Consider the following 21,177-nt stretch of genomic DNA (forward strand, 5'->3'; position numbering starts at 1 on the left):
CGTGAGAGGTGGTCGCCTAGCCGGCGCGGCCAGACGCAGTCTGTCCGCACTCCTGCGTCCGGCCGAACGCATCCGAGGCGGTCGCCGCTCATTGGCCGGGCAGGCATTCGTGCTGCAGCTGGTCGTGCTCGCGCTGATGATCGGCATCGGAGCAGTCCTCGCGGTAGTCGATGCACGCCACGACAGCGATGTGACGACCACGCGCGAGGTCACCGATGTCGCCGTGGCGGTCGCGCAGGCGCCGTCCACCCTCGCGGCGGTGCACTCCCCTGATCCCACGGCGCTGCTGCAACCGGTGACCGAGCGGATTCGCAAGGACACAGGCATGGACTTCATCGTCGTGATGGCGCCGGACCGGACCCGGTTCACCCACACCACGCCCGAACGCATCGGACAACCCTTCGGCGGCAATATCGATCGAGCGCTGGCCGGGCAGACGTTCACCGAGACGTACGCGGGCACCCTGGGGCCATCTATCCGCGCGGTGACACCGATCTACGACGACGGCCGAGTGGTCGCGCTGGTGTCGGCGGGAGTGACCCGGGCCCGCATCGGCGACCAGGTCGCCACCCAGCTACCGGTGATCCTCGGCGTCGCGTTCGCCGGACTGGTGGTCGCGGCAGCGGGGTCCTTCCTGCTCAGCAGGCGGATTCGCCGCCAGACCCATGGCCTCGCACCGGACGAACTGCGCGCCATGTACGAGCAGCACGACGCGGTGCTGCACTCGATCCATGAAGGTCTGGTGGTGTTCGGTCCGTTCGCCGAATACGCGGAGGTTGTCAACGACCAGGCGCGCAAGCTGCTCGACCTGCCGTCCGGCCCGGTGCAGCGCACCGATCTGCCGCTGTCGATGCAGCGGATGAGCTGGGGCGTGGTTCGCGACGAGATGCATGTGACCACCGATCGGATACTGCTGGTCAACCAGGATGTGGTGGCCTGGGAAGGCCGCCCGATCGGCACCGTGATGACCATCCGTGATCACACCGAATTGCGCACTGTGATGGGCGAACTCGATTCCGTGCGCGGATTCGCGGAATCCCTGCGGGCACAGGCGCACGAATCGGCCAATCGGTTGCACACCGTCGTCACCATGGTGGAGTTGGGCCGCTACCGAGAGGCCGTGGAATTCGCGACCGCCGAACTCGAACTGTCCCAAACGCTGATCGATCGGCTGCTCACCTCGGTCGGCGACCCGGCACTCGCGGCGCTGCTGCTCGGCAAGGTGAACCAGGCCGCCGAACGCAGCGTCGAACTGACCATCACCGAGGACACTGCCCTCGACTCGACCGCACCGCTGTCCGCGCACGAAACAGTGACGTTGGTCGGCAATTTGATCGACAACGCCATCGACGCGGCCGCGGACGGGGCCGACGGCTGGGTGGAGGTAACCGTGTGCCAGCAGGATTTGGCAGACGACACGGCTACCGATCAGGATTCGGCGCTGTACCTGCATGTCGCCGACAGCGGCCCCGGGATGTCCGCGCAGACATTCGCCCGTGCCGCCGAACGCGGCTATTCCACCAAGGCCGACCATCAAGGGCTCGGTTTGGCGCTGGTGCACCGATTGGTCGCCAGGCACGGGGGCGCGATCTACACCGAGCGAGATCCGGAAAGCGCAGTCGCCGTGACGATTCCACGAAAGGTCGCACCATGATCCGGGTCCTGATCGTCGAGGACGAACCACTGATCGCCGAGGCGCATCGCGCCTACGTCGAACGAATCCCAGGCTTCACTCCGCTCGGCATCGCGCACACCGGTCGCGACGCGATGCGCGCCGCCGCCGACAACGCGGCCGAAGGCACTCCGATCGACCTGGTGCTCATGGATATCGGCCTGCCCGACGCCAGCGGCCTCGACGTCGCCGCGGCGCTCACCGGCCTCGCGCCGCGCCCCGATGTCATCGCGATAACCTCGGCCCGCGACCTGGCCATGGTCCGCACTGCGGTGTCCCACGGTGTCGTGCTCTACCTGCTGAAACCGTTCACCTTCGCGGCATTTCGCGACAAACTCGAACGCTACCGCGAGTTCCGCACCGCACTGCCCGCAGGCGAAACCGCGATTTCCCAACAGGATATCGACCGCGCCCTCAGTGCCTTACGCACCTCCGATCAGCGTGCTACCGCACCCAAAGGCGTTGCCCCGCAAACACTCGACGAAATCTCCCGGGTGGTCCGCGACGCTCCGGACGGCGTCACCGCCGCGGACACCGCGACCACCGTCGGTGTCTCCCGCATCACCGCATGGCGCTACCTGGAGAAGCTGGCCGAGGACGGTCTGGTCGACCGCCGCTCCGACTACGGCCGGGCAGGCCGGCCGAAAACCCGTTATCTGTGGAAGATTCGGAGCTAGTCCCCGGTCAGCTCAGTCCTGGGTAGACGAAATGGCTCGGGCCGCCGCCGGGCTGACTGGAGCCGGTGACCGAGGGAACGTTGAAGGGCAGCCGAATCAGCTTGTGCGGGTTACCTGCCCGATCGGCCTGCCAGCAACCGAGGGTCACGCCGTGGAACGCGCTGCATACGATTCGGGTGCTGGTCCCGAACGGTGAGGTGAGCCGGTCACGGGAAACGAGCGGGTTCCAATAGTCGAGGTCGCCCGGGGTAAGGAAATGTTTGGTCTCGAACGGTGCCGTCGGGCTCGGTTCGGTCGGCACCGGCGGCCATTCGTCGGCGGCGGCGACACCCGATGCTCCGAGGAGAACCGCGGCGGTGATCGCCGTGACACCGGTGAGCTGCGACATGCGGCGAGAGAGAGTAGTCATACTTCGTCCTTTCCGACCATGCAGTACGCGAGGCGCGGCGGCCGGACCGAAACTGCCGCCGCCGAAGGACATGTCGACGGCGGCAGGCTGGTCATTACACGTCGGTGGAGAAGCGGATCCCGCCGTCGGGAATGTCGACGCCGGGCCAGACACGGGCGCCGCGCAGTAGCTCACAGCGGGCGCCGACATTCGCGCCGTCGCCGATGACGGCGTCACGGACCAGGGCGCGGGGGCCGATCCGAGCACCGAAACCGATGATCGAGCGCTCGACGGTGGCACCCGCTTCGATGCGGGCGCCATCGAAGAGCACCGCGCCGTCGAGGCGCGCACCCGCACCGACCTCGGCACCGCGACCGACCACGGTGCCACCGATCAGCACGGCGCCCGGTGCGACGCCCGCACCCTCGTGAACCAGGAATTCGCCGCGCTGGCCCGGCAACGCCGGTGAGGGCGCAATCCCGCGCACCAGGTCGGCGGAGCCGCGGACGAAGTCCTCGGGTGTGCCCATGTCCCGCCAGTAGGAGGAGTCGACGTGACCCTGCACGCGGGCACCCTCGGCGAGCAACGCCGGGAATACCTCCCGCTCCACCGAGACCGGACGACCGGCCGGGATCTTCTCGATGTATTCGCGACGGAAGACGTAACAGCCCGCATTGATCTGGTCGGTCGGCGGATCCTGGGTCTTCTCCAGGAAGGCGGTGACCCGGCCGTTCTCGTCGGTCGGCACGCAGCCGAAGGCGCGCGGATCGCCGACCCGGACCAGATGCAGCGTCACATCGGCCTTGGTCGACTCATGTGTGTCGAGGATCCCACCCAGGTCGGTGCCGCCGAGCACGTCACCGTTGAACACCATGATGTTGTCCGCGCGCAGCTTGGGCAACACATTGCGGATACCGCCTCCGGTGCCCAGCGGCTCGGTCTCGGTGACGTACTCCAGTTCCAGGCCGAGCTCGGAGCCGTCGCCGAAATGCTCCTCGAACACCTCCGCCTTGAAGGAGGTGCCGAGCACGACGTGGTTGATCCCGGCATCGGCGATGCGGGCGAGCAGATGCGTCAGGAACGGCAGCCCGGCTGTCGGCAGCATCGGTTTCGGTGCCGACAGGGTCAGCGGACGCAGCCGCGTGCCCTGCCCACCGACCAGAATGACGGCGTCGGTGCCTGCATTTCCTGCCATCGAGCTCCCCTGTTCACAGTGGATTGTTCGGCTGTACCGGTTGACGCGGCTAGCTCTGCGCCTGTTGACGCAGCGCAGATCGAACCGCAATCCGTGAGCGGATCGCAAGTCCAGCGCGCAGCGCGAGCCGCAGAGGTGCCTGCCACCAGTGCGGATGCCGGTCGGCCTGGAAACGGTATGCGCTCGCGTGGTGCGCGGGCAGCATCAGTTCCGGGTGCCTGCCCGCGGCGTGCCCCTTGGCGTGGGTCACCTCGGCGGACGGCACGAACACGTTGTGCCAGCCTGCCTTGCCCATCCGGTCGCCGAAGTCGACGTCCTCCATGTACATGAAGTAGCGGGAGTCGAAGCCGTCGATGGAATCGAAGGCTGCGCGCCGCACCAGCAGGCACGATCCCGACAGCCAGCCGACGGTCCGCTCGGAGATCTCCTCGTTTTCCTGCCGGTAACGCCGCGTCCAGGGATTCGACTTCCACACGGTGCCGAGAATCGCGTGCCCGGCCCCGTCGAGCAGGCCGGGGACCGAGCGCGCCGAGGGGTAGGTGCTGCCGTCCGGTTCGAGCACCTTCGGGCCGAGCGCGCCCGCGCGCGGCCAGCGCTGCGCGGCGGCGAGCAGTTCATCGATGGAATCGGCGCCCCAGCGGATGTCGGGGTTGGCGATGATCACGAACTCGACGTCGGGATCGATCTCCGCGACGGCACGGTTGATCGCACCGCCGTAACCGATATTGCCGCCGGTGCGTAGCAGTCGCACGTGCGAATTCGCCTCGGCCGCCAGTTCCGGCGTGCCGTCGACGGAACCGTTGTCGGCGAGAATCACCTGTGGTTTCTCGCTGGTCGCGTCGGCCAACGTGGTGATGAAGTGCTCGAGGTGCTCGCCCGGTGAATAGGTCACCGTAACGACAACAAGCCCACCTGGGGCCGCGGAATCGGAAGCGCTCACGCCCGCGGCCTGCGCCTCGCTCACGCTCGGCTCCGGCATGACCGCTTGGGCGGCTGTATCTCTGGTTCGTTCGCTGCGCTCACTCACGACCGTCCAGCCTAGTCGGACCGGCCCGACAGCGCGTCCCCGAGTGCTTCCTGCCAATCTCGTAGCGGAGCGAGCCCGGCGCCGATCCACGCATCGTTGGACAACACCGAATATGCCGGGCGCCGTGCGGGTCTCGGAAACGCGGTCGAGTCACACGGACGGACCCGGGCGGGGTCGGCGCCGATTCCGGCGAATACCGCCTGCGCCAGTTCGAACCAACTCGCCTGGCCGGCATTTGTGGCGTGCAGCACTCGGGGCGCGTCCGGCCGGTCGACCAGCTCCAGCAGACCGGCCGCCAGATCGGCGGCATAGGTCGGGGACCCGATTTGATCGTCGACCACATCGATGGTGTCGCGTTCACGTTCCAGCCGCAGCATGGTGGCCACGAAATCATTGCCCACCCCCGTGTACACCCACGCGGTCCGCACGATGTGCGACTGCGGCGCCAGTGCCGATACCGCCCGCTCACCGGCCAGTTTGGACTGGCCGTACACGGTCGAGGGACCGGTCGGACCGGCGGTGTCGTACGGCTTGTCGTCGGTGCCGGGGAACACATAATCGGTCGAGAGATGGATCAGCCGCGCACCCACATCGGCGCAGGCGGCGGCGAGCACGGCGGGTCCGATCTCGTTACAGGCGAAGGCCGCATCGGGCTCGGATTCGGCTTGGTCGACGGCGGTGTAAGCGGCGCAATTGAGCACTACGTCACCGGGTTCGACAATCGCGCGCACCGCGGCCGTGTCGGTGATGTCGAGTTCACGGTGACCGAAGGCACGGGCGGCGGGTGCCCGGCGGAGTATCTCCTGTCCGAGCTGCCCCCGTGCCCCGGTCACGATCAGACGTCCTGGGGCTGCGGTGTCGGCGGTCACGGCCGCAAGTCTGGCACGCCGTGGCACCTGAGGTTGATGTCTGCCGCGGTAACCGTTGGTTAGCCTTGATCGACGGGCACGGGGGACTTACCAGAAACGGGGCGGTCCGGCGCTGCCAGGAGAGAACCTGAGTCAGGCGAGAGGATGCAGAGTTGCCGCAGCGGAGCAGGAGGACCTCGGCGCGATCGCGACTGTCCGGCGCTGATGCCGGACCCTTCGTGGCCGGTCCGCTGCGCCTATTCATCGCGGCGGGTGCGGTATTGGTGCTTGTCAGTACCGGTTTCGCCTGGCACAGCGTGGATTACCTGATCTCCAATATCGAACGCATCGGCAACCTCGGCCTCGGCGGTGGCCGCGACGGCGCCGTCGACATCCTGCTCGTCGGTGTAGACAGCCGCACCGACGCGCACGGAAACCCGCTGAGCAGGGACGAGCGGGCCATGCTGCACGCGGGGAACGAGGTGGGCACCAATACCGACACCATTGTGCTGATGCGCGTTCCGAACGACGGTCGCTCTGCCACCGCCATCTCCATCCCCCGCGATTCCTACGTCGACATCCCCGGCCTCGGCATGGGCAAAATCAACTCCGCCTATGGCGCGACCAAGGAAACCGAGCGGCTGAAGCTGACCAATCAGGGTGTTTCCGCGGCGGACGCGGAAACACAATCCACCCAGGCCGGCCGCCAGGCACTGATCAAGTCGGTGGCCAACCTCACCGGGATCACCGTCGACCATTACGCCGAAGTGAGCCTGCTCGGCTTCGTGCTGCTCACCGACGCGGTCGGTGGTGTCGAGGTCTGCCTGAACAGCCCGGTCGACGAATGGATGTCGGGCGCCGACTTCCCGGCGGGCCGCCAGCGGCTCGACGGCCCGCAGGCTCTCGGTTTTGTGCGCCAACGCCATGATCTGCCGCGCGGTGACCTGGATCGGATTGTGCGCCAGCAGGTCTTCATGGCGCAGTTGGTCGCCCAGGTGCTCACTGCGAAAACGCTGGCCAATCCGGGCAAACTCCAGCAACTCAGCAGTGCGGTGGGGCGGGCCGTCGTCCTGGACGATGATTGGGATGTGCTCTCGTTTCTCCAACAGCTACAGGACCTTTCGGGTGGCCAGGTGAAGTTCGAGACGGTGCCGGTCACCGATCTGAACAGCATGACGAGCAATGGTGAATCGGTGGTCCGCGTCGATCCCAAGGCCGTCAAGGCTTATGTGGCGTCGCTGGTCGACGGCAAGACCGACCGGCCCACCGAATCGACGATCGACCCGAGCACCGTGCACGTCAGCGTGTTCAACGCCAGCGGCATCGGCGGACTCGCCGGGCAGGTGGCACAGGCATTGACCACCAAGGGTTTTCATGAGGGTTTGGTGGGCAACTACACCGGCCCGAGCGTGACCAGCAGTCGGGTGCTTGCCACGAGCACCACGGACCCGAAAGCCAAGGCGGTGGCGAAGGCGCTGGGTGGGCTCACGGTGGTCGCCGATCCGTCGTTGTCACCGGAATCGGTCAGCGTCGTACTGGCGAGCGACTATTCTGGGCCGGGCTCGGCTGCGAGCAGCATGTTCGACCTCTCCGGGACGTCGTCGGCCACCGCAACACCGGTCCCGCCCGCCCCACCGATCGACGCAGGCCAGACAGGACCGAAATGCGTGAACTGAACTATGCGTGACAAAGCCAAGACCCTGACCCTCACCGAGGCGGTGCTCGACCCGATCCTCGAACGCGAGCCTGCGGGTCCGCGCATCACCTATTACAACGACGCCACCGGCGCCAGGATCGAGTTGTCCGGGCTGACCCTTGCGAACTGGGCGGCCAAGACCGCCAACTTGATTCGCGACGAGTTCGGCCTCAGTCCCGGTGCCCGGGTCGCGGTACTCCTGCCCGCGCACTGGCAGACCGCTGCGGTCCTGCTGGGCTGTTGGTGGGCCGGTGCCGAGGTGGTGTTGGGGCCCGATCCCGACGCCGATCTGGCCCTGGCCACCGCCGAGCGACTCGACGAAACCGACGGTGTCGCCGAGGTTGCCGCACTGTCGCTGGACGCGTTCGGCATGCCCGTCCGCGACCTGCCGATCGGCATCACCGATTTCGCCACCTCGGTGCGCGTGCACGGCGACCAGTTCCTCCCGCGCGGAGCCGGCGTGGCGTTGGATGGCATGCCGGTGTCCGAGGTGCTGGCCGAAGCGAAGAAATCCGCACTGCTGCAAGGATTTTCCGAGGGCGACCGGGTGTTGTCGAGCGCGCCGTGGGATACGCCCGCCGAGCTGATCGACGGGCTGATCTCGGTGCTGGCGGTGGGCGCCTCGCTGGTGCAGGTGGTCAACCCGGACCCAGCCCAATACGACCGACGAGTGGAATCCGAGCGGGTCACCGTTCGGCGCTGATCGAATCCGACGTGCACCGGTGAGAGTTCATCGTTGGCTGGGATAATGGGTTCGTGCGCGGGTGCGGCGCCTCCTACCACGGTATAGGCCGCCTATCCGACCACAGGACGTTCCACAACCGCACCCGAATCCGTACGGTGGATGTATCGCACAACGATGGGGTTGGTGAGAATGAAACCGCAGTATTGGCTCCGTTGGTTCTCAGTACAGGGCGCCCCTCGGCTGGCCTTGCGAACACAGGCGTGGCGCGGTGATCAGTTCGCTCAACTGATGGGTGGACCGAGCGGCCTCGACAACCCATATCCACTCATCGAGCATCTGCGCACGCAGGTGACGCACGGACCGAGCAGGCTGCTGCACACCCCGATCGCGTGGGCTGTCTTCGACCACGATCTGTGCCGAGCCATTCTGCGGGACACCCGTTTCGGTGTGCGAACCACTGAAAGCTTCAACATCCCCAAGCCGCTCCAGCAGATCGCTGATCGCTTCCCGCTGCCGCCGAGCCCGGTCGAGCCGCCATCGATGCTGGTGATCGATCCGCCGGAGCACACGGCGATGCGCCGCCCGGTCTCCTCGGCCTTCACCCCGCGGGCCATCCGCAAGCTGCGTGACCGCGTCGAAACCGTCACCGAAGAACTGCTCGGCGCGCTGCCCGCCGGCGGCTCGGCCGACCTGATCGAATCCTTTGCCGCACAGGTCCCCATCGCGATCATCTCCGAAATGCTCGGATTCCCCGAACGCGACCGCAAGCTCTTCCTCGACTGGGGCGACAAGGCCACGCCACTGCTCGACGTCGGCATCTCCTGGCGCACGTTCCGCCGCGGGGTGGGCGCGATGGACGTCATGAACGACTACCTCGGGGACCACATCGAACGGCTGCGGCGCGAACCGGGTGACGACATCCTCAGCAACCTGGTCACCGCCGGTGAACTGGATACCTTCGCCCTGAAGGCGACCGCCAGCCTGCTGATGGGCGCCGGTTTCGAAACCACGGTCAACCTTATCGGCAACGGCGTCGTGCAACTTCTCACCCACCCCGAACAGCTCGACCGGCTGCGCGCCGAACCGGAACTGTGGCCGAACGCCATCGAGGAGGTCCTGCGCATCGACGCTCCGGTACAGACAACGGCGCGCACCGCCCTGTCCGACGTCGAACTCGACGGCGTCGCGATTCGGAAAGGCAGCACCATCGTGCTGTCATTGGCAGGCGCGAATCGCGACCCCGCGGTCTTCACCGATCCGGCGTCCTTCGATGTCGCCCGCTCGAACGCCAAAGAGCACCTCACCTTCAGCAGCGGCATGCACTCCTGCCTCGGTGCGAGCCTGGCCCGAATGGAGGCCGTCTACGCTCTGCAATCGCTGTTCGACCGCTTCCCCGACCTCACCCTCGACGGCCAACCCCGACGCCGCAAACTTTTCACCCTGCACGGGTATGAGCACATGCCGGTACGCCTCGGCCACCGCGCGAGCACTCCGGCCGCCCAGGAACCGACGACCGTCTAGTCGGCGGCGCGGCTGACAGGCTGGGCGTCAGGCACGACAGAATCGCGCCCGCGGTCAGCAGCGTCGACCCTGCGGAACCAGTGAGGCCGTCGACGAGGGGGACCGATTTCCTCATGACGCCTCCTCGACTCATCGACTCGAATTCCTTCCACCGTGTTCCGAACAAGCGCGCAGACGACGAGCACCGCACCGACCACGATGACGGTCAGCGGCAAGCGCAGCACGGCCACTGTGATTCCGACAGTGCCGAGTACAGCGATCGCGACAGTACGTCCGACCAAGACGGAGAACGGGTTGTCATCTTCGGCCGGAAAAGCAACACCCACCCATTGGACGAGAAGAACCGACCCCACACATCCCACGATCGGCAACGGACTTTCGACCACATGGTCGATATTCACAAGGCCGGCGATTATTGTCCCGGGGACGAGGAATATCGCGAAAACCACGATGTGCGCCTTGATCAGCCGACCGTAGATCGCCCACGGCGAAGCCGGCCCGCCGACCATCATCCGCAAAGGAAGTGTCGCGGCGAACTGATAGAAGCCTCCGACAGTCAGAACCACGAAGCCCCACAGGGGATTCACGACGGGGTTGATGCACAGGAACGTAAAGGTCGCGAGCGCAACCCATGCGGCGAGCCAGGTCTGCGCGCTGCGGATAAGCGCCCTGTCATAGGGGTTCAGCCGGCCGAGGACCCTTAGCTCGAGCGAACAATTGAGGTAGCGGGAAGCGTTGACATGTTGGTGGGGAGTCAGCCGGATCATGATCACCGTCAGCGCGCCTGCGATCGTCAGGAAGGCACCGAGCATCACAGCGAATCCGTCACTGCGCGAGAGCCATCCGAGGATGCCGACCCAGACCAGCGGATCGGTGTGGTCCAGGTAGGCACGGCTGACTTGCGAGGTGATCGAGCCGAGCTGTGTCGCATATCCGAGCAGGAGCGCGAACATGGCGACGATCATGACGGGGCCGCCGATGCGGCGCAGCGGCAGACGGGCGAGCGCTGCGGCCATCAGCTGATAGACGACGCCGAGCACCAGATAGGTCAGCACCGCTGGAAAGACAATCGCCTCCAGTAGACGAGGAACCACGGCGGGCCCGCGCAGCAATATCGACGCACCGACCAAGCCGGCCGACAAGATGCCGGTCACCGCGGCAATCATGGCGGCCTCACAGATCAAGAACCCGGCGGCGCGCTCACGGTTGGTCAGTGGTAATCGAAAGCTCAGCGCGAGCATTCCCTGCGCGTTCGAGAAGAGGGTCTTGACGATCAGGAATGCGATCTGCGCCCACAGCACGACCGCGATCGCCGCCATCGTGAACAGCAGGCTCCATGCCTCGTCGTCCATCGACAGCGAGTCGAGGAAGATGTATACCGCCCCAACGAATATCGCTATCGGTACGACAACACCAGCACCCGCGAGAAACGTGGCGAAGCCGGACCGTAGGGCGCCGATGTGCAGCACTCTCCGAGCGAAATAGCGCAGCAGCATCCGCGCCAGCGTCACCGAGTGCAACAACCTCACCGACGCCTCGTGTTCGTGTCGAAGTGACCGAACACCATGCTCGCGAGCGATCCGTGCTCCGCTACCAAGTCCGGTGTCGGCGCATCCGCGACCACGCGACCGAGATCCAGGAACACCGTCCGGTCCGCGAGACGTTCGAGCAAGGCGAAATCGTGAGTGCACAGCAAGATCGACGAGCCGTCGTCCCGGAACCGGCGGAACTCCTTCTCGCAGAGATATAAAGCCTCGATGTCGATGCCGTTGAGGGTCTCGTCGATGACCGTCAAGGGGCGACGCATGAGCAGCGCCGACACGAGTTGGGTCTTCTTGCGCATCCCGTGCGAATAATCCTCGATCAGGTCGTTGTGCCGCCCCGCCATCGAGAAACGCAGGAACATATCGCGCAGCACCTCCCCGTCCACGGCGGCACCGTAGAGCTTGCCGAGGGTGTCGATGTACTCCCGACCGGTGAGGAACTGCGGCAGATAGTCGTTGCTGGACAAGTACATCGCGATGGACCGCGCCGCGGTCGACGAGTGATCGTTGCCGCCGACGCTGATGGCCCCGGACTGCAGGCGCAGCAAGTCGAAGACGGTCTTGATCAGGGTCGACTTTCCCGACCCGTTCGGACCGATCAGGCCGACGATCTCGCCCTCGGGGATCGTCAACGAAACGTCGTCGAGCACGTTCACTCGCCCGTCATACGAGTAGCAGACCTTCCGAATATCGAGCAGCGTCACCGCATGCCTCCCCTTCAGCGGCGCCAAGTCCGCGGATGAACGTGCCCCAGCTGCACGTGACCAACCCCCAGCGACCTCGGCCGCTGGGGCCATCCGCGCTGACACACCTTCGATTATGCGCAGCGGTGCCTGGACGACGCGATCAATCGACGACTTCTTCGCCGACCCGTACATCGGATCAAGGAGCTCAGCTGAAACCGACGGCCTGCTCGCCCCACGCCGTGTGCAAGTCCCGGTCAGGGTTGTCCACCACACGATCGATCGCGTCGATCAGCAGGGTGGCGCGGTTCGACAGGTGGTAGGGCGGCCAGTGTTTCGAGCCGTCCAGCGCCGCGGGAACGCCGTGCGTGGCGAAGGCCAGCCAACGGCGCATCATCCGGCCGGATACCTCGGTGGCCACCTTGCGGCCGCCGAGCCAGAAGGTCGGGTCGTGGTTGAAGGTACCGAAATTGCCGAAGACGTAAGGTAATTCGGTGGCATGGCCCGCGCCGACGCGCGCGGCCTTCAACATCGGCGTCGCATGATCGAAGCGGTACATCCAGGTCGGTGAATGCTGGGCGTGCGCATCGGCCACCCAGTGGGCGGGCATTCGGAACGCCGCGTCGGTGGACATGGCGAGCGCGCCGCGGGTCTTGTCGAGATCAGGGTAGGCCGAGGTGATTTCGGCGATCCGCTCGTGTGACATCTCCGGGTGATTGGCGGCGACATCGCGCAGCATGGCGTTCACCGCGTCCGGTGTCACCGGCATGATCGGCGAACGGAACACCCGGAACAGCGAGGCCTCGTCCTTGTTGGTCCCGATCATCAGCGGGATCCGGTGTGAGCGCCCGTGCTGGAAACGGTCGATCGGATAGGTGGGGAGGAGGGTGCCGTCGACGACGGGTGCCGCGGCCAGCCTGCCCGGCTCTTTCAACGGGATCTCGTCGAGCAGCACGCCGGCCGCGGTCACGATCCGTTCGAGCGGGCATTCGAGCAGTTCACTCACCCTCGATGCGGGCAATTCCAGCAGTTCCACAAACCGCTGTGCGACACCCGCGGCTCGCTCGTGTCCGAATACCGTTGTGGCGGGCGGACTTTGCGCAATGGCCTGGTGGAACAAGCCGGCCGAACGCGGTGCGGTCAGCAGTGCCGTCACACACCCGGCCCCCGACGACTCACCGAACAGCGTCACATTGCCGGGGTCACCACCGAATCCGGCGATGTTGTCGCGCACCCATTCCAGTGCCGCGATCTGATCGAGCAGACCGAGGTTGGGGGTGAAGGCGTCCGACAACGAGGACAGATCCAGAAACCCGAGTGCGCCGAGCCGGTAATTGACACCGACCACCACCACGTCACCGGTTTCGACCAGCTTGCGGCCGTCGTAGATACCCTGTGCCGCGGTGCCGAGGCAGTACGCACCGCCGTGCAACCACACCAGCACCGGCCGTGGTTCACCTGATTCGGTGGCGTGCGGCGGCGCCCAGACATTCAGCCAGAGGCAATCCCCGCCCATCCGAAATTCCGAATCGACGGGAACCATGGGGCCGATAGTCTGCGGGGCGATATCCCCGAATCTCACGCAATCCCGAATTCCGTCCCACGGCTGCGGCGGCATCGGGGGCTGAAACCGGTTCGGCCCCGAGACGGCAGCCGCGTACGGGATGCTGCGCCACACGGCAACCCTGCCGTCCCAGCGGCCGCGCACGTGTCCCGACGTTGTTCGTGCGACTGGCGCGGCGCCTTCCACAGCCGAGCTCGGTTCCCTCTCGAACTGAGTGCTCATCGTCCGCACCTCCTGCCCACGACCCCGGTCGGAATGCTGCGAATTCGCTCCGCCCGGGTCCGGTTCTTCGTGATCTCTGCTTCGAGAGTACGTGTGCACCGTGAGCGGGATGGGTGAGACGCTTCCCACGGTTGCGGGACGCTACGCTGGAGCGATGCCGAGTTACAGCTTCCGGTGCCGCAGCTGTGGCGACACCTTCGACGTGAATCGCCCGATGGCGGAGTCCTCGAATCCGGCCACCTGCCCGCACGGCCACGACGACACGGTCAAGCTGCTCACCACGTTTGCCACGATCAGCCGGGGTGGTGGCGGCACACCGCAACCCGCGGCCGCGCCGCGTCCTTCGGGCGGCGGCTGCTGCGGTGGCGGCTGCTGCGCCTGACGCGCGTCGGGTTCGATCCGCGGCGAGGCCGAGCTCAGTCCCGCTTGTCAGCGTGGCCGAGATCACGATCCGGCTGGACCCGGTCGCGCACCCGTTGCTTGAGCACGGCGATATCGGGGAACCCGCCGTCGGCTTTGCGCTCCCACACCTGCTCGCCGTCCACGGTGATACGGAAGACACCGCCCGATCCCGGGATCAGCGCGACCTCGCCGAGGGCGGTTTCGAAGGTGCTCAGCAGTTCCTGCGCCATCCAGCTCGCCCGCAGCAGCCACCGGCACTGGGTGCAGTATTCGATCGCGACTCGCGGCATGAGGGGCACGCTACCGGTCATGGTTCGATGACACCGTCCAGGTAGACCCAGGCGCCGTCCTCCCGGCCGAACCTGCTGACTTCGTGCAACGATCCACGGGCGCCGTCGGCCCGATAGTGTGCGATGAACTCGACGGTGCCGACATCGTCGAACGGACCACCGCGCTCGGTGCGCACGATCTCCAACAACAGCCACCGCTGCCCGGGATCGAGCTCGAGATCCGCGGGGCGGGTGCTCGAATGCCACGAGCGCCGAAGATATTCGGTGTCACCGATCGCGAATGCGGTATACCTCGACCGCATCAACGCCTCGGCAGTCGCCGCAGGCCGCTCCCCCGCAAGCACCGGACCACAGCACTGCTCGAACGGCTCGCCGCGTTTGCACGGACACACCTCGGTTTTACCCATCCCCACATCGTGCAAGCCCGGCGAACTCGACGGCACTCCGGGTCCTCGAAGGGGCCGGAGGTGTCAGCGGCGTGTTCGGCTGCGGGCGCCACACATCTCATCGCACTCCCACGCAGGCCAGCGCCGCGGCGATCGAGGCGGTTTGTTCGCGCCAGCGGCGCAGGTCGGTGACGCTCGGCGCGAGCTCGTAGTCGTAGTGATGGGCGGCGCGCGACAGCGCCGCCCATACCGTTGCGACCTGCGCGGCCGTCTCGGAGCCCGCGAAGACGGGCAATGCCAGCAGCTGCGCGCGCATCGGGCAGCGCGCCAGCTCCGGCGCGACCCGCGCCCACAATTCGTCGACGCACTGCTCGAGGGCCAGGCGCAGAATCCACACGGTCGCGCGCGACCACAGCCCGTCGGCGTCGGTCACCGACCCGTCGAGCAGCCGGTCGACGGCATCGAAGCGTTCGGCGACAGTCGGCCGAGGCAGTGCGCGCGGATGACCGGCACCCGATCGGCGCGCAGGACCGGAACGGCCCTGGCGCCGCCGCGGCTTGTAATGCGCACTCATACGCGTAACCAGGCGACGAACTTCTCGGTGTCGGCGATCAGATCGCGCATACTGCGGCCGATCGGCACATGCGCGCCCGCAGTCGCGTCGCGCAGCGCATCCACCACCCATTTACCTTCGCGGGCGAGGTGTTTGTTCAGATCGTCGACGCGCCCGGACACGCCCATCACCGCGAGTGCGACCATCGCGCGGGTGGTCTGCGCGCCCTCGATGTAGCGCTCCACCTCGCGATGGTCCATGCCTTCGGCAAGCAGGTTGCGCCTGGCCCGCGCCAGGCTGGCCGCCTCCACCGCGGAGCGGCAGCAGGTGGCGACGAGTTCATCGGCGATCGCTTGCGGCAGCTGCGGGGTCTTGACCAGCGAGCGCGCGTCATCGAGGTAGCGGCGCACCGGGTCGCTTGCCATCCTGACCTCGATCACCGAACGCTCGCGCCGCTGGACCTCGAGCACACAGGCGTCCAACTGCATGCGGCGGACGGCCTCGGCCAGCCGCTCGTCGTGGGTGAACACGATCACCTGGCGCGTCCACGCGACGACGGCGAGCACCCTGGCCAGCCCGTCCACCTTCGCCGGGTCCATCGCCTGCACCGGGTCGTCGATCATGACAAAACGGAACGGGCTCTGTTCGACGGTCGCGCGCGGCAGGAACAGTGACAACCCCAGCGCGTGCAACTCGCCCTGACTCATCACGCCGAGCGCCGCACCGTCGACATCGTCGACGGTGACATCGAGCAGCACCCGCCGCGCGGTTCCGGCATTGCCCTGCAACGTGATTGCGCCGAGTTCCACATTGCTCTGCTGCCGCAGCGAATGCCAGACCCAGCGCGCCGTAGTCTCCAGCGGCGCCATGCGTTCACCGCGCAACCCCGCGGTCGCGGACTTGAGCCAGTCCTCGGCCCGCCGGACCGTGCGCAGCACGCCGGCCTGCGCGGCCACCCGCCGAGCTCCGTCCAACCAGCCGACAAGGCGGGGCACCAGCGGGGACCACACTTCGTCGATCCGGCTCAGTTCCTTGCGGGTGCCCTGTTGCAACAGATCGAGTTCGTCGACGAGCCGCGCATGCGCACAGCGCAACTGCTCGGGCAGCTGGGCGGTGTACTCGGCCGAGCTCAGCGCGGACCAGTCCGACCAGGCTCTGCGCACCGCGGTGGTGTCCACGGTGGGTGGGTAGCCGGGGTCGAAATCCAGTTCCGCGGGCACATGTTGCGGCAATGCCCGCGCCGCGCGCAGGGCTCGATGCAGCTCGGCACGCGCGGTGGCGAGCGCATCGACACGGGCGGTCAGCGCGGCGATCGAATCATCGGCGGCGCGCGACCATGCGTCGTCCAACTCCCCACGGCCGCATACCGGGCACGCGCAGCTACCGCCGGCGGCAACATGATCGCGGGCCTTGCGCAGCAGCTCGAGTACCCGCAGGTCGGCTTCGGCGTCCGCGGTGGAATCGCGAGCCAGCATGGTCGAACAGTGCTCCAGGCGCTTGGCCACCGCCTCGACCTCGGCGTTGGACGGGATGGCCAGTCGCACGATCGCGCGCAGGCCCGCGGGTCCGGACGGATCGTCGGCGGAACCGAACACCACACGGCCGATCGCGGTGAGATCCGGTTGGGCGGGGCGCAGCAGGCCCGCGAGCCGGATCGCGCGATCGTCGGCCACCGACTCGAGCGTGGCGATCAGCCCGAGCCGCTGCTGCCGCGAATCCCGCACCACACGTTCCAATTCCAGCCGGCGCGCGCGGATCCGTTCCTGCGCCACGGTCAGTTCGTCGAGGCCGAGCAGCTGGTGCAGCGCGTCGAAGAGGTCGCTGGGTTTGCCGTCGACCAGCGCACCGAGTTCGCTGTAAGACAGGAAAGGGCGGTACAGGTCGAGCAGTCCGGACCAGCGGTCGGTATCGAAATCCATTGGCGGACCGGGTGGTCGCTGTTCAGTCCAGCGTGCCGCGCCGAGCTCTGCCTCCGGTGTCCATTCCTTGGCGATGGTCAGCTCGGAATCGCTTCCCGTGGTGAGCAACTCCAGCTCGATACGCGTCGAGTCGGACTCGTGCAGGTTGCGCCAGCCCTCCCGCCAGGCGGCGGACCTGCCCTCCCAGCGGCGATTGCCGCCGGTCAGCGCCAGCTCTGCGGCCTCGGCGAAGCTGGATTTCCCGCTGCCGTTGCGTCCGACGACCAGCGTCAAACCGGGGCCCGGCGGCAGTTGCAGCGATACCTCGGGTCCGATCCCCCGGAAGCCACGCACCCGGATCGTGCGCAGGAAGATCCCGGAATCATCGAACTCTGTTGTGTGGTTGGGAGATTCGGTGCCCAGCGCCTGCAATACCGCGCGCGCCACATCGGGGGTGACCGTGGGATCGGTGGCAAGTCGGCGGGCAACCACCTCGGTGAGACGCGGCACCGCTTCCGTCGCCGGGTCGGCATCGGGGTCCGTGCGCATGCGAAACCCCCTCCACCACCGAACGGCGTCCTGGCGACCCCAGGGCCCGGCATCACTGTCGAAAGCTGTGCGAAACGCTACCCGATCGTGTCGAATTCGCCCACCGCGCGGTTCGAACGCACTGGCAGGGGCTCGAACCTGCCCGCGGGGATGGTATGGCCATCGAGCGGCAGGGGAATGCGCTCGATGTCCACCCCTCGCCCACCCCGGCGGGCAGCTCGATGGTGTCTCTCACCCGACGTGGGTGGCTCGGTCGAGCCGAACAGAACAGAATGACAGAAACCGACCGGTAAGGCAAGGTGCCGTGGTCTCGAATTTTTCGGCCACACAGCGATTTCCAGACAAAACCCGAGGGTAGCGCGGCACTTGTCGGTGGGCTGCGGTAGAAATCCGGTCAACCGAGAAACGGGGGAACACATGACGCACAGCCGAGCGGGAGCCGCCCGATGACGGCACCGTGGACCGAGGAACAGGTCAGCGCCCTGGCGCCGGATGCGAGCTCGCTGTCGGCCGCGCGAAAGCTGGCCGGGCGCTGGCACGGTGCGGGGTATCGCGACACCGCGCTGTGGGGCCTCTGCAAAGGCAGCGGTGCCAAGCCGTATCAAACGATCGTCGATCTGGCCGGTCCGGCGTATAAATGCTCGTGCCCGAGTCGCAAGTTTCCGTGCAAACACGCGCTGTCACTGTTGCTGAGCTGGTCGGGCGGGACTGTCGAAGAGGCGACACAGATCGCCGCGTTCGCCGCCGACTGGATCACCGGCCGCGCTACCCGCGCTGCGGCGAAACCTGCTGGTGAAACCGCCACGCGCACGCCGAATCCGGCCACGGTCGAGCAGCGTCGGGTGTGGGTGACCGCAGGGCTGGAGGAACTCGATATCTGGCTCGCCGATCAGGTACGCACGGGGCTTGCCCAGAGCGATCGGTCCTTCGGGGCCTTCGAGGCGATAGCCACACGGATGGTCGACGCACAGGCGCCCGGTATCGCCTCGGCCCTGCGGAAATTGCCTGCCACGGTGGTAACCAGCGCGGATTGGCCGGAGCTTGTCCTGCGCGAATTCGCGCGGCTACACCTGCTCGTTGCCGCGCATCGTCGCATCGACGACTTGTCGCCCGCATTGGCGGCGAGCGTTCGCTCCCACATCGGATATTCCGCGCGGGCCGAGAGCGTGCGCGACGAGCCTGCTGTGCGCGACAGCTGGATGGTGCTCGGCGTCCGTACCAGCGAGGAGGAACGGCTCCACACGCGGCGAAGCTGGCTGTACGGCAGGCAGAGCCGGAGTTGGGCACTGCTCGTCGAGCACTCGTTCGGTGCACCGAGCTTCTCCGCGGAGGTGCCCGCACCCGGCATGATGGCCGACGCCCACCTGCACTACTACCCGGGGGCCGCGCCGTTGCGCGCACTGTGGGGCGAACGGTACGGCGCAGCAGAACCATTCACCACCGTGCCGGTCACCGCCGAGGCAGGCAGCATCGCCGCCGCGCTCGACGCGCACGCGCGGGCGCTCGGCGCGGATCCGTGGCTGCGGTCGTGGCCGGTCCTGCTCACCGACGTGGTGCCGGTTCCTACCGAAAATGGTTGGTATATTGCGGAATCCGACGGCACGGCGGTCCCGGTCGTGCCGATCGAACAACCGTGGCGGCTACTCGGCGTATCCGGCGGTCATCCGGTGACGCTTGCCGCGGAGTGGACTGCCGATGGCCTTGTCCCGATCTCGGCGTTCACCGCGGGCGAAGTCGTCGACGTGAGCGGCCAGGGACTCACCGCTCGCAGCGCCGGGAATTCGGCTGCCACGCAGTCGCCGGATGCCGCAGACCTGACGTCGGTCGCATTGCTGGGCACCGCGCGCCGCGCCCCGGACCCGGCGCGGCTCGACCCACCTGTCGCGGCCGCAGCAGCCGAACTGCGCTCCGAACCCGCATTGCTGCTGCTCGAATCTGTCGCACTGCGTGACACTTTCGCGCGTGGCGGGGTAGCCGCGGGCACCGCAACCCTGCCCGAACCCGCCGAGGACGACACCCGGCGCCTATTGCCGAGGCTCGCGGCGTCCCGGCTGTCGCGCATGGTGGCCGACCGATCACCGTTTCTGACGGAATGGTTCGCCGCGGCAGCGCCGTACGACTACCGCGCCCCCGATGCACTGTGCGGACTGTTACTGGAACACGCGAAGACGAACGCCGAGCTGCGCGAACCCCTCTTGCGCCTGGCCGGTGCGCGCGGTCGCTGGTTGGCGGTACAGCATCCCGAGTGGCGAAACATGTTGCGGCACAATGTGGCAACTCCGCCTGCGGAGGTATGGCAGTTCGGCAGGCCGCCCGAGCGGCGGGATTGGCTCACCGATCTACGCCGTCGCGACGCGGCAGCCGCGCTGGCGGCGCTGACCGCGGCGTGGTCGAAAGAGTCCGGCCCGCTGAAGGCGGAGCTACTCGCCGTCCTCGCCGAGGGGATTTCGGCGGCCGACGAGGCGCTGCTCGAGACGGCGTTGGACGATCGCCGCGCCGACGTCCGGCGCACCGCCGCCGGACTGCTCACCCTGCTGCCCCACTCGGCGTTCGCCCATCGGATGACCCGGCGCGCGACTCAATGGCTGAACAACGTCTGGGCCCCTGCCGAAAACGGTGCGCTGCGTGCGCATCTCACCATCGAGCTGCCCGACGCACTCGACACCGCAGATCACCGGGACGGCATCGCCGACCGCACGGTGGAGTTCACCTACCGGTGGGGCGGCGCACCCGACGTTTGCGCGGGCCGCGTCCGCCAGCTCGTCGCCGCGACGCCGCTGGCACACTGGGCGGCGGCGCTGGGTACGCCGAATAATCCGGCCACACCGGAGCAGGCGACGCGGGCCGCCATCGCCGACCGGTTCCGGCAGCCGGTCTTCGACGGCTGGGTCGATGCCACACTGGCGCAGCACCATCCGGCGTGGGCCCGCGCCCTGTTCAACGCCGGCGTGCCGTCCGATCTCGCCATGCTGCGCCGCCGTGAGCTGTTCGCGCTGCTGCCGCTCGCCGACCGGACCGCGCACCTGCTACAGCTGGACGGATCGTGGCTCTCGGAGCTCGAGGCACTGTTGCCGGCCATGGGGCACCCGTGGCCGGAACCGTTGGCCCAGCATCTGATTCTGCTGCTGTTCGAACGTGCGCGCGCCGCATACCAACCGCCGGGGACCCATCGCCCCGGCGCACACGGCGCGACGCCGAGCGCACACCGGTCACTGCTCGCCGCAGCGGCCGCGCACCTGCCGCTCGTCACAGCTCCCGCGGTCACCGTGGTGGCCCGCCGTTGCGACGATCCCGCCTGGGAGCAGGCCTTCAACCAACTCGCCCACGACCTCAACCACCGCTCGATGATGCTCGAGGAGTTGCAGTGACCACCACCG

The 21,177-nt window shown here is 67.3% G+C and carries 18 protein-coding genes; 7 read left to right on the forward strand and 11 right to left on the reverse strand.

Annotation, left to right across the window (positions count from 1 at the left end; translation table 11 throughout):
* Nucleotides 1-136: 136 nt before the first annotated feature.
* The gene (locus AB0M74_RS17215) at nucleotides 137-1,654 is read left to right on the forward strand and encodes a sensor histidine kinase (protein ID WP_366527276.1); all 1,518 of its coding nucleotides are present in this window, start codon (nucleotides 137-139) and stop codon (nucleotides 1,652-1,654) included.
* Nucleotides 1,651-2,349: a response regulator gene (locus AB0M74_RS17220; RefSeq protein WP_366527213.1), complete on the forward strand. Its 699-nt coding sequence runs from the start codon at nucleotides 1,651-1,653 to the stop codon at nucleotides 2,347-2,349. The genes AB0M74_RS17215 and AB0M74_RS17220 overlap by 4 nt, the downstream gene beginning before the upstream one ends.
* Before the next feature lie 7 nt (nucleotides 2,350-2,356).
* On the opposite strand, the gene AB0M74_RS17225 is transcribed toward AB0M74_RS17220, so the two are convergent.
* From AB0M74_RS17225 to rfbD, 4 genes are all read right to left on the reverse strand, one after another.
* Entirely contained in the window at nucleotides 2,357-2,758 is a 402-nt protein-coding gene (locus AB0M74_RS17225) for a hypothetical protein (RefSeq protein ID WP_366527214.1), read from the reverse strand.
* Nucleotides 2,759-2,852: 94 nt separating this feature from the next.
* Nucleotides 2,853-3,932, reverse strand: a complete 1,080-nt coding sequence (locus AB0M74_RS17230) for an NDP-sugar synthase (protein ID WP_366527215.1) — start codon at nucleotides 3,930-3,932, stop codon at nucleotides 2,853-2,855.
* A 49-nt stretch (nucleotides 3,933-3,981) separates the two neighbouring features.
* Complete coding sequence (locus AB0M74_RS17235; RefSeq protein ID WP_366527277.1) at nucleotides 3,982-4,872, reverse strand: glycosyltransferase family 2 protein; 891 nt, start codon at nucleotides 4,870-4,872, stop codon at nucleotides 3,982-3,984.
* Between the two features lie 98 nt (nucleotides 4,873-4,970).
* Nucleotides 4,971-5,828, reverse strand: coding sequence for a dTDP-4-dehydrorhamnose reductase (gene rfbD, locus AB0M74_RS17240; protein ID WP_366527216.1), 858 nt, complete (start codon nucleotides 5,826-5,828; stop codon nucleotides 4,971-4,973).
* Between the two features lie 218 nt (nucleotides 5,829-6,046).
* Between rfbD and AB0M74_RS17245 the strand changes: the two genes are divergently transcribed.
* From AB0M74_RS17245 to AB0M74_RS17255, 3 genes are all read left to right on the forward strand, one after another.
* On the forward strand, nucleotides 6,047-7,483 hold the full coding sequence (locus tag AB0M74_RS17245; protein WP_366527278.1) for an LCP family protein: 1,437 nt from the start codon (nucleotides 6,047-6,049) through the stop codon (nucleotides 7,481-7,483).
* Between the two features lie 3 nt (nucleotides 7,484-7,486).
* A complete protein-coding gene (locus tag AB0M74_RS17250) occupies nucleotides 7,487-8,206 on the forward strand; it encodes a TIGR03089 family protein (protein ID WP_366527217.1) in 720 nt (239 codons plus the stop codon).
* Nucleotides 8,207-8,377: 171 nt separating this feature from the next.
* Nucleotides 8,378-9,709, forward strand: coding sequence for a cytochrome P450 (locus AB0M74_RS17255; protein ID WP_366527279.1), 1,332 nt, complete (start codon nucleotides 8,378-8,380; stop codon nucleotides 9,707-9,709).
* Here AB0M74_RS17255 and AB0M74_RS17260 read toward each other — a convergent pair.
* The 3 genes from AB0M74_RS17260 to AB0M74_RS17270 form a co-directional block, all read right to left on the reverse strand.
* Nucleotides 9,706-11,238 carry a hypothetical protein gene (locus tag AB0M74_RS17260; RefSeq protein WP_366527218.1) on the reverse strand — a complete coding sequence of 511 codons (1,533 nt, stop codon included), beginning with the start codon at nucleotides 11,236-11,238 and terminating at the stop codon, nucleotides 9,706-9,708. The two genes, AB0M74_RS17255 and AB0M74_RS17260, sit on opposite strands and share 4 nt — an antisense overlap.
* Complete coding sequence (locus AB0M74_RS17265) at nucleotides 11,235-11,957, reverse strand: ABC transporter ATP-binding protein (RefSeq protein WP_366527219.1); 723 nt, start codon at nucleotides 11,955-11,957, stop codon at nucleotides 11,235-11,237. Before AB0M74_RS17265 ends, AB0M74_RS17260 begins: the two co-directional genes overlap by 4 nt.
* 187 nt (nucleotides 11,958-12,144) lie before the next feature.
* Nucleotides 12,145-13,722 carry a carboxylesterase/lipase family protein gene (locus AB0M74_RS17270; protein ID WP_366527220.1) on the reverse strand — a complete coding sequence of 526 codons (1,578 nt, stop codon included), beginning with the start codon at nucleotides 13,720-13,722 and terminating at the stop codon, nucleotides 12,145-12,147.
* A gap of 154 nt (nucleotides 13,723-13,876) precedes the next feature.
* Between AB0M74_RS17270 and AB0M74_RS17275 the strand changes: the two genes are divergently transcribed.
* Nucleotides 13,877-14,104: a zinc ribbon domain-containing protein gene (locus AB0M74_RS17275; RefSeq protein WP_366527221.1), complete on the forward strand. Its 228-nt coding sequence runs from the start codon at nucleotides 13,877-13,879 to the stop codon at nucleotides 14,102-14,104.
* 34 nt (nucleotides 14,105-14,138) lie between these two features.
* On the opposite strand, the gene AB0M74_RS17280 is transcribed toward AB0M74_RS17275, so the two are convergent.
* The 4 genes from AB0M74_RS17280 to AB0M74_RS17295 all read right to left on the reverse strand — a co-directional run bounded on the left by AB0M74_RS17280 (nucleotide 14,139) and on the right by AB0M74_RS17295 (nucleotide 17,800).
* Entirely contained in the window at nucleotides 14,139-14,414 is a 276-nt protein-coding gene (locus AB0M74_RS17280; RefSeq protein WP_366527222.1) for a SelT/SelW/SelH family protein, read from the reverse strand.
* 17 nt (nucleotides 14,415-14,431) lie between these two features.
* Nucleotides 14,432-14,821 carry a YchJ family metal-binding protein gene (locus AB0M74_RS17285; protein WP_366527223.1) on the reverse strand — a complete coding sequence of 130 codons (390 nt, stop codon included), beginning with the start codon at nucleotides 14,819-14,821 and terminating at the stop codon, nucleotides 14,432-14,434.
* 97 nt (nucleotides 14,822-14,918) lie between these two features.
* Nucleotides 14,919-15,374, reverse strand: a complete 456-nt coding sequence (locus AB0M74_RS17290) for a hypothetical protein (protein WP_366527224.1) — start codon at nucleotides 15,372-15,374, stop codon at nucleotides 14,919-14,921.
* Nucleotides 15,371-17,800: an AAA family ATPase gene (locus tag AB0M74_RS17295; protein ID WP_366527225.1), complete on the reverse strand. Its 2,430-nt coding sequence runs from the start codon at nucleotides 17,798-17,800 to the stop codon at nucleotides 15,371-15,373. Before AB0M74_RS17295 ends, AB0M74_RS17290 begins: the two co-directional genes overlap by 4 nt.
* 446 nt (nucleotides 17,801-18,246) lie before the next feature.
* Between AB0M74_RS17295 and AB0M74_RS17300 the strand changes: the two genes are divergently transcribed.
* Complete coding sequence (locus AB0M74_RS17300) at nucleotides 18,247-21,168, forward strand: SWIM zinc finger family protein (RefSeq protein ID WP_366527226.1); 2,922 nt, start codon at nucleotides 18,247-18,249, stop codon at nucleotides 21,166-21,168.
* Nucleotides 21,169-21,177: the final 9 nt, after the last annotated feature.

Source organism: Nocardia sp. NPDC051463, assembly GCF_040681975.1.
In the GTDB taxonomy this organism is placed as follows: domain Bacteria; phylum Actinomycetota; class Actinomycetes; order Mycobacteriales; family Mycobacteriaceae; genus Nocardia.

Bases quoted from the DNA above. Each gene is read 5' to 3' on its own strand.
- AB0M74_RS17285 (WP_366527223.1), bottom strand. From the start codon at position 14,821: ATGGGTAAAACCGAGGTGTGTCCGTGCAAACGCGGCGAGCCGTTCGAG.
- AB0M74_RS17290 (WP_366527224.1), bottom strand. From the start codon at position 15,374: ATGAGTGCGCATTACAAGCCGCGGCGGCGCCAGGGCCGTTCCGGTCCT.
- AB0M74_RS17295 (WP_366527225.1), bottom strand. From the start codon at position 17,800: ATGCGCACGGACCCCGATGCCGACCCGGCGACGGAAGCGGTGCCGCGT.
- AB0M74_RS17270 (WP_366527220.1), bottom strand. From the start codon at position 13,722: ATGAGCACTCAGTTCGAGAGGGAACCGAGCTCGGCTGTGGAAGGCGCC.
- AB0M74_RS17230 (WP_366527215.1), bottom strand. From the start codon at position 3,932: ATGGCAGGAAATGCAGGCACCGACGCCGTCATTCTGGTCGGTGGGCAG.
- AB0M74_RS17255 (WP_366527279.1), top strand. From the start codon at position 8,378: ATGAAACCGCAGTATTGGCTCCGTTGGTTCTCAGTACAGGGCGCCCCT.
- AB0M74_RS17220 (WP_366527213.1), top strand. From the start codon at position 1,651: ATGATCCGGGTCCTGATCGTCGAGGACGAACCACTGATCGCCGAGGCG.
- AB0M74_RS17215 (WP_366527276.1), top strand. From the start codon at position 137: ATGATCGGCATCGGAGCAGTCCTCGCGGTAGTCGATGCACGCCACGAC.
- AB0M74_RS17275 (WP_366527221.1), top strand. From the start codon at position 13,877: ATGCCGAGTTACAGCTTCCGGTGCCGCAGCTGTGGCGACACCTTCGAC.
- AB0M74_RS17280 (WP_366527222.1), bottom strand. From the start codon at position 14,414: ATGCCGCGAGTCGCGATCGAATACTGCACCCAGTGCCGGTGGCTGCTG.
- AB0M74_RS17250 (WP_366527217.1), top strand. From the start codon at position 7,487: ATGCGTGACAAAGCCAAGACCCTGACCCTCACCGAGGCGGTGCTCGAC.
- AB0M74_RS17225 (WP_366527214.1), bottom strand. From the start codon at position 2,758: ATGACTACTCTCTCTCGCCGCATGTCGCAGCTCACCGGTGTCACGGCG.
- AB0M74_RS17300 (WP_366527226.1), top strand. From the start codon at position 18,247: ATGACGGCACCGTGGACCGAGGAACAGGTCAGCGCCCTGGCGCCGGAT.